Origin of the sequence: Mesorhizobium sp. M0410 (assembly GCF_040321435.1) — a bacterium.
In the GTDB taxonomy this organism is placed as follows: domain Bacteria; phylum Pseudomonadota; class Alphaproteobacteria; order Rhizobiales; family Rhizobiaceae; genus Mesorhizobium.
The window spans coordinates 1-7,244 of the sequence record NZ_JAMYRN010000053.1; the positions used below are offsets into that span (position 1 = coordinate 1).

Annotated in this window: 7 protein-coding genes and 3 pseudogenes; 4 read left to right on the forward strand and 6 right to left on the reverse strand. The window is 62.1% G+C overall.

The genetic code is table 11. The features are described 5' to 3' along the window. Positions 1-166 precede the first annotated feature (166 nt). The 6 genes and pseudogenes from NKI63_RS30270 to NKI63_RS30295 all read right to left on the reverse strand — a co-directional run bounded on the left by NKI63_RS30270 (position 167) and on the right by NKI63_RS30295 (position 5,246). Positions 167-889, reverse strand: a complete 723-nt coding sequence (locus NKI63_RS30270) for a hypothetical protein (RefSeq protein WP_352824098.1) — start codon at positions 887-889, stop codon at positions 167-169. Positions 890-979: 90 nt separating this feature from the next. Then, positions 980-1,840, reverse strand: a complete 861-nt coding sequence (locus NKI63_RS30275; protein ID WP_352824099.1) for a recombinase family protein — start codon at positions 1,838-1,840, stop codon at positions 980-982. Next, positions 1,788-2,255 (reverse strand): recombinase family protein, encoded by a 468-nt coding sequence (locus NKI63_RS30280; protein ID WP_352824100.1) that lies wholly within the window; start codon positions 2,253-2,255, stop codon positions 1,788-1,790. Before NKI63_RS30280 ends, NKI63_RS30275 begins: the two co-directional genes overlap by 53 nt. Further along, on the reverse strand, positions 2,233-2,415 hold the full coding sequence (locus NKI63_RS30285; protein WP_031203903.1) for a hypothetical protein: 183 nt from the start codon (positions 2,413-2,415) through the stop codon (positions 2,233-2,235). The genes NKI63_RS30280 and NKI63_RS30285 overlap by 23 nt, the downstream gene beginning before the upstream one ends. Positions 2,416-3,156: 741 nt before the next feature. Beyond that, positions 3,157-4,355: pseudogene (locus NKI63_RS30290) on the reverse strand (IS91 family transposase). A 10-nt stretch (positions 4,356-4,365) separates the two neighbouring features. Then, positions 4,366-5,246, reverse strand: a pseudogene (locus NKI63_RS30295) (tyrosine-type recombinase/integrase). Positions 5,247-5,560: 314 nt separating this feature from the next. On the opposite strand from NKI63_RS30295, the gene NKI63_RS30300 reads away from it, so the two are divergent. The 4 genes and pseudogenes from NKI63_RS30300 (at position 5,561) to NKI63_RS30315 (ending at position 7,174) form a co-directional block, all read left to right on the forward strand. After that, positions 5,561-5,881 (forward strand): hypothetical protein, encoded by a 321-nt coding sequence (locus NKI63_RS30300; protein ID WP_352824103.1) that lies wholly within the window; start codon positions 5,561-5,563, stop codon positions 5,879-5,881. Beyond that, positions 5,779-6,540, forward strand: a pseudogene (locus NKI63_RS30305) (tyrosine-type recombinase/integrase); the annotation flags it as partial. The gene NKI63_RS30300 and the pseudogene NKI63_RS30305, both read left to right, overlap by 103 nt. 8 nt (positions 6,541-6,548) lie before the next feature. Further along, complete coding sequence (locus NKI63_RS30310; RefSeq protein ID WP_352824101.1) at positions 6,549-6,797, forward strand: tyrosine-type recombinase/integrase; 249 nt, start codon at positions 6,549-6,551, stop codon at positions 6,795-6,797. Then, a complete protein-coding gene (locus tag NKI63_RS30315) occupies positions 6,794-7,174 on the forward strand; it encodes a site-specific integrase (RefSeq protein ID WP_352824102.1) in 381 nt (126 codons plus the stop codon). Before NKI63_RS30310 ends, NKI63_RS30315 begins: the two co-directional genes overlap by 4 nt. Positions 7,175-7,244 lie beyond the last annotated feature (70 nt).

A 7,244-nucleotide genomic window follows, 5' to 3' on the forward strand; every position in this document is an offset into this window, starting at 1 on the left:
GCGCTGCCGCACGAAGGCAAAATGCCAGCCAGGCAAAAACTCTCAACTGAAGACGAAAGGGACGTAGTATGAATGCAGATCGTTGGCGAACAAGCATACGCCCGTGCCGTCGAAGTAGACGAGCTTGATCCGGTCGGCGCAGTTCGTTTCATAATGCATCCCCTTGTCAGAGTCCGGGCAGTCGGACGACTTTATCGTATTGATATTGCTCGCAGAACTTCGGTCGACGAGCGACGATACCTTGCACCCCTATGCGCACCGCTTCTGAAGCGAGTGCTTCAACCGGGACCAGCCAGGGCGAACCGGGCAGAATCTGTTTCGCCGGCAGGATGCCCTTGAGAGCCAAGCTTTTCGCGGACCCGACGCAGATGCCAAGCCGTTCGGCGGCTTTCATCAGACTGATCATTTCGCCATCAGCCTTGGCTGGATCGTATCCGGGTATGCCGAGCCGCTCGCGCATTTCGCGCACGCGCACCGTCGTCCAGGTCTCGCCATCGCCGGTCTTGCAGCGCATCCGGTTGAGCGATACGGCAAGCTCGCGATCCGGCCAGTGTCCGGCGAGTTTGCGCAGTGCTTCGACGGCGCTCGGCGCCATATCTGGACAACGGCCGGTCTTGACGCGGGCAACACGCACCTCGGTGTGACGCCCGCCGGTCCAATGGATCAGCAGCACGGCTTCGTTGGTCGCCTCATCGAGATCACATACGATCTCCTGAACCAGGATATGGATAAGGCGCTGCTTGGTCCGAGTGTCGGTTGAGGGTGCGTTCCATACCGCCGGTAGATCATGGGCAAGCTGAAGCAAACGGGCGCGATCGACCTTTGGGCGTGTCGCCGACAGAGCCGACAGCTCCGCGATCCGGCGCTCCAGTGTGGCCACGCGGTCCAACGCATCGTTCCAGCGAGCCTCGAGTTCGCGTGCGACATGGCGCTTGGCGGGGTCGACCAGTTCGTAACGACGCCCGGCCAGCGAGGCATCCTATCGGGCTGCTTCCAGCTCCCGCTCGACGGCGGCAACGATGTCCTTTCGCGAACGCTCGGCCTGCTCCGAAGCAAAGATCGCGGCTTCCACGGCACGATCGGAGACGGCTTCTAGGATCTGCAGGGCGACGGCGCGATCAATCCGCAGACCGCCAATGCCGATGCACAGGCCAGCGCCGACATGGGCATCATCGCCGCGGCACTGGTAGCGATGGGCGTTGCCTTTCGCCATGCCATAGAAGACGCGCATCATTCGTCCGCATCGCCCACAACGCATCAATCCCGTGAGCAGGGCGCGGCCTCCACGTGCAGATTTGCGCGCGCAGTTCTTCTTCATATGCGCGTTCTCGAGCAGGAGCTTCTGATTCTCCTCGTATTCCTGCCAGCTGATGTAACCAGGATGATTGTCACGCAACAACACATGCCATTCGTCGCGAGACTTCCTGAAGCCGCTGGCCTTACGGGCGCGCCCCTCGACAATCCGTGTCCGCTGCGCCGTTCTGCCGAATGCGTAGGCGCCGCCATAAAGCGGATTGTGAAGAATCTGCATGACACTGTGGTAGGCGGGAGGCTTCCGGACGAGTTTGCAAACCTCGACATTGCGCCGGACCACGGGCATTTTAATGTCTGCCGATCGCAGCCATAAGAAGACCTGCCGCGCGCTGCCCAACTCGCGGAACTTCGCGAAGACCAGCCGGATGGTGTCGGCCACGTGCTCGTCAGGATCGATCTCGACCTTATCGGCCTCGCTCCAGCAGAAGCCTGGCGGAAGCATGAAGCGGAACTCCCCACGCTTGGCCTTGGAGTCACGGGCGGCGATGCCGCGCTGTCGCATCAGGCTCAGTTCGTATTCCGACATCGTTCCCTTCAGCCCCAAGCAGCAGGCGGTCGTTGACGAGCCGCGGATCGTATGCGCCATCCGGATCGACGACCAGCGTGCCGGCCAGCGCGCACAAGTCAATCAGATGATGCCAGTCCCGTCCGTTACGCGCCAGTCGTGACGCCTCGATGCAATAGACCGCACCGACATCGCCGGAGCAGACCATGGCGACAAGCCGCTCAAAGCCGGGTCGCTGCATCAGGCCGGACCCCGAGCGGCCAAGATCGTCGTCGATCACCGTCACCGATGCAAAGCCGACCGCTTCTGCGGCTCCCGCCAGGTCATACTGCCGGCGCTGACTTTCCAGATTGCCCGTCACTTGCGACATGGTCGATTGACGAACGTAAACTACCGCCGAGCGGGCGAGGTGATCAGGCGTGATCTTCGGGTTCATCACCGCCTCCCTGATCCGCTTCGGCCGCCAGCGCTTCCAGCAGAAGGTCGGCCAATGTCTCGACCAGTCCCTTTGTGTTTTTGCCCACTGGCGGATGAGGAATTTGACGCTCCAGCTGCAGGATGAGCTGCGCGCGATTGTGATATCGGCTTCTTCGCACCGTCCCTCTCCTTCTTCCTTGAAGGGCGGGATTGTGCGCCTTGCTTGCGATTCGCGCCGAGCGCCGTCAGGACGATCGTCAACTCATTGAGACCCTCGATGCCGATTTCGGGTCGCCCGAGCGTCATGCCCGCGCAGTAGCCGGCGTCGAACATCCAATTCGGGAGTTCGCGGCAAAGGTCAGGACGCTCCTCCGTGTAGATGCACGTCAACGCCTTCCCACGACGAAATGGCGAAACCTGCAACGTGCTCCCAAACAACGGATGCCAGCGATAGGCAACCGTCGCAAAGCGGAAACCATATGCAGAATGTCGATAATTGCGCCCGCTTGGCGCGGAAGACGTAAACCGCGCCGCCTGAACGGTTATGTGGCGCGCCACATAATGCAGAGCGTTTTTAGCTTGGCGTCGCGCAGAAAGGCGGGTGGCGAGAGCGTACTGAGGCCGATCGCGGCGGTGAGCTAAAAACGTGTTGGACTAAGCCGCCGGAACGGTGGCCGCTATGGGTTTTCAATTGTGGCCGCACCCATCAACAGGCATATCTTGGTGGTGCGGACGCGGCGATTGAGGCGTGGGTGCGCCGAAAGCGGCACGGATATCGGTTCCGGCATGTGAGGATCGGCGCCGCGGCCTGCCTGGGACAGCTTGCCGGTGGTGACGGCGCACACTTTTGCAGGACCGGCTCAGTTTGGCTTCCGAGCGGGCCGGCGCGATTTGATGACAACGAAAGCGACGCCCCTGCTTCATGACGTATCCTGGTATGGCGGGCGTCCGGTGACGCCGTCGAATGTTTCGATGATGATCATCTGGCCTTGACGACAGGCGGGGCATTGCCTCAGGCAATGCCCGGTGAGGTCCTCGTAGCGGTCGCGATAGTCCTTTGCGGATCGGCTGTCCGACGGCTCTGGAACTGGCATGCCGAGCAGGTCACGACAGCAGGCGAGCTTTTGCGCGCGATAGCGATTGCCGAGGAAGCCGTAATAGCGGATGCGATGGAAGCCCTCGGGCAGGACGTGTAGCAGGAAGCGGCGAATGAACTCGTCGGCCGCGACGGTCATGACCTTCTGCCGACTGCCGTGCCGATAGTCCTTCCAGCGGAAGGCGACTTTGCCGTCCTCGATGGCGACGAGGCGATTGTTGGAAATGGCGATGCGGTGGGTATAGCGGCCGACGTAGTCGAGGACCTGTTCGGGACCGGCGAAGGGTGGCTTGGCATAGATGACCCATTCGGCCTTTCGTAGCGGTGCCCGATAGCGCCGGAACGCATCGCGCTCGCTCAAGGCCTGCAAGTCAGAGAAGACTTCAACTGGCCGGCGTCGAAGGCTTTCTCCAGATGCTCCAGGAACAATCGTCGGAACAGGCGTGAGAGCACCCGGACCGGCAGAAAGAAGCCGGGCTTGCAGGCGATCCATCGATCGCCGTCGGCAGAAAGGCCGCCGCCTGGGACCACGCAATGCAGATGCGGATGATGGAGCAGGTTCTGGCCCCAGGTGTGCAGCACGGCGAAGAAGCCGATCTCGGCGCCCAGGTGCTTGGGGTCGGCGGCGATGGTGCGCATGGTCTCGGCGGTGGCGCGGAAGAGAAGACCGTAGACGAGTGCCTTGTTCTGATAGGCAATGGCGGCAACGGGCTCCGGCAGCGTGAAGACGACGTGGAAGTATTGCGTGTCGAGAAGCTCGGCGCGACGATCCTCCAGCCATTGCGCGCGGGTCAGCGACTGGCAGCGGGGGCAATGACGATCGCGGCAGCTGTTGAACGCAATGCGGCTATGTCCGCAGTGATCGCACGCTTCGACGTGCCCGCCGAGCGCGGCGGTCCGGCACAGTTCGATCGCCGTCATGACGCGGCGCTGGGCGGTCGACAGCGACGCGTCATGCTGCTCGCGATAGGCTTCTCCGTAGCAGCGGAAGATATCCGCCACTTCCGGCCCCGAGCGGGCCATCGGCGCGAGCTCAGAAGTACTGAGGCTTGGCGGGTGGCGGCAGGATGGGCGCCGGACGCGGCAAGAGCTCAAAAGGGCTTGACGTGGCGCAGACCTTGTTGGTGGCAATCCGCAGGTAATGGGCGGTGGTCGCGAGGCTGCGGTGACCGAGCAAGAGTTGAATGGTGCGCACGTCGGCGCCGGCTCCAACAGATGGACGGCGAAGGCGTGCCGCAAACTGTGGGGCGTGACCGGTTTGGACAAGCCGGAGCGGTCGCGCGCTTTCGCGCAGGCGTGTCCCACGGCATCCCTGGTGATCGGCTGGTCGGCACGATCGCCGGGGAAGAGCCACGCCTTTGGCCGGCGCACCTTCCAATAGTTGCGCAGGATCTCCAGCAGCTTGGGCGACAGCATCACGTAGCGGTCCTTCTGGCCTTTGCCCTGCTCGACGCGAATGACCATTCTCTGGCTGTCGATGCCAGTGGGCTTCAGCCGAACCGCTTCCGAGATGCGCAAGCCGGCGGCATAGCAAGTGGTCAGGATGGCGTGGTGTTTGACGTCGAGGACGCAACCGAGGAACCGCTGAACCTCCTCGGGACTGAGGATGATCGGCAGCTTCTGCGGCTTCTTGGGAAGCGGCAGGACCTCTTCAAGCGCCCAGTCCCTTTCGAGCGTCACCTTGTAGAGAAAGCACAGCGCCGCAATGGCGATGTGGATCGAGCCGGGCGCCAGCTTCTTCTCGTTGGTCAGATAGACCTGATAGGTCCGAATGTCCTCGCGCCCGAGCAAGTCCGGCGACTTGCTAAAATAGCGGGCGAACAGCGACACCTGTTGCAGATACGACAGCTGGGTGTTGAGCGCGAAGTTGCGCACCTCCATGTCCTCGCTCATGCGCTGGCGAAGTTGGGTCATGACAAGCTCCTTTGTCGGATGGAATGGGCTGCAAGCAGCCACTCCATGCTGACGCAGTCGGAGCTTGTTGTGGACACATGACCAGAGCGACAGACGACGCGATCAACACCACTCCGGCGGCACACACCCTCCTTGCCGCTCCGCAATCGCGGAGCGGGTTAGTCCAACCGTTCTTATGTGTCGGGCGAGATTATGTGGCGGAGCGCCGCATACGCCCGCCATGCCTGCCAAGTCTGGAATCCTCCGCCACATAATATTTCATGCCTCTCTGACGGACGCGGGATTCCCCTGCGCCGCGATGCTGGAGGGGCAGGATGCTCGACTTCTATTTTTCGTATCGCAGGGTGCTCAAGCGCCTGCGTAGCGGTGCACTCGGTGGCGAGATGGATCGCCTCGCGGAGCATTTTTTCATGCTTGGTTATAAGCCAGCATCCGCCAAGATTTACTTGAGCCGCATAGCGCGCTTTAGCCAGTTTGCCGGGCCGCGCAGTGGTCCGATTCCGATCCATCAAGATGTCATCGACAGCTATTTATGCAGTTTACTACGGATACTCCGCGCATCGGGGCAGTGTCGGCGCTGGGACACGCACGCCGAGTGGCTCCGGAGCGGTTCATTGGTTCCGTTCCAAGTGTAGCGGATGATCCAGATGCTCCGCTTCTGGCCTTCTTTTCGGACTATCTGCGCAAGGTGCGGGGACTTGAGCCGAAGACCCGCGAAGGCGTTCTTCTGGGCGGCCGCCGCTTTCTGGATTGGTTCCGCCATCACCATCCCGGCCAAGACCTCGAGGCGTTGACGGCTGAGCATGTCCTCGCTGCTATCGAGTATCGGCTGTCGCTATCGGCGACCTCCGGCACCCGCACGGCGGCGACCTCTCACATCCGAACATTTCTTCGGTTTTTGAATTGGGCTGGCCACCATGACCAGGATCTTGCCCCCGTCGTCCCAAGGCCGCCCCATTGGCGTTTGGCGCATTTGCCGCCGCGCCTTGCATGGGACGACGTTCGGCGCGCAATCGATGCGGTCGGCGCAACAACGCCAGTCGACATCCGCGATCGAGCCGTCCTGTTGCTGCTCGCCACCACGGGCATTCGTAACGGCGAGCTCCGCATCATTCGGCTGCAGGATATCGACTGGCGAACGGGCGAGGTCTTTGTCCGGCGTACCAAGGGCAAGCGTGATCGGGTGGCGCCGCTCCTCGAGGAGACCGGAGCCGCGCTCGCCGACTACATCCTGCGCGCTCGACCGAAGGTGGATAGCCCATATCTGTTCCTGTCCTTCACGCCGCCCGTGGGACCGTTCAGGTGCGCATCGCCTGTTTCGAGGATCGTACGGAAGCGGTTGCGGCATGGCGGGGTCGAACTCGGTCGGTCGCAGGTGCGCATCTCCTGCGCCACAGCCTTGCCACCCAGCTCGTCAGGCAGCGAACGCCGATCAACGAGGTCGCCGATCTTCTCGGGCACCGCAGCATCAATACAACAGCGCTGTACGTAATGGTCGCGGCCTCGCAGCTCGCCGAGGTCGCACTCCCCTTTCCGGGAGGCGTCGTATGACCGCTTTTACCCGATTCCTCGGCGAGAAGGCCGAGCGTTACATCGAACTGCGCCACTCCCTCGGCTACGCCTTCAGCAAGCAAGCTGGCACGTTGCGGGCTTTCGTCCGCTACGTTGAGCGCGCTCAGCTCGATGCCCCCGCCACTCGAGCGATGGCGCTGGATTTCGCCTTGTCGTTCGGCGGCGCCGCCAACAGCCGCGCCACCCGTCACGGCGTGCTTCGCCGATTCTACGAGTATCTCGCTGTCTATGACACCCGAACCGAGGCCTTGGAGCGCAGAGCTTTCCCCAGATCCAGAGCGATTCCGCCTCCGCGTATTCTCAGCGAGGCTGAGTTGGCGTCGCTCATCGACGCATGCCATTGCGTGTTTCGGTAAGTCCCGGACGCCGATTTCACTAAGTCCCGGACAGTGATTTCAGTAAGTCGCGGACAGCATTTCCGCTAAG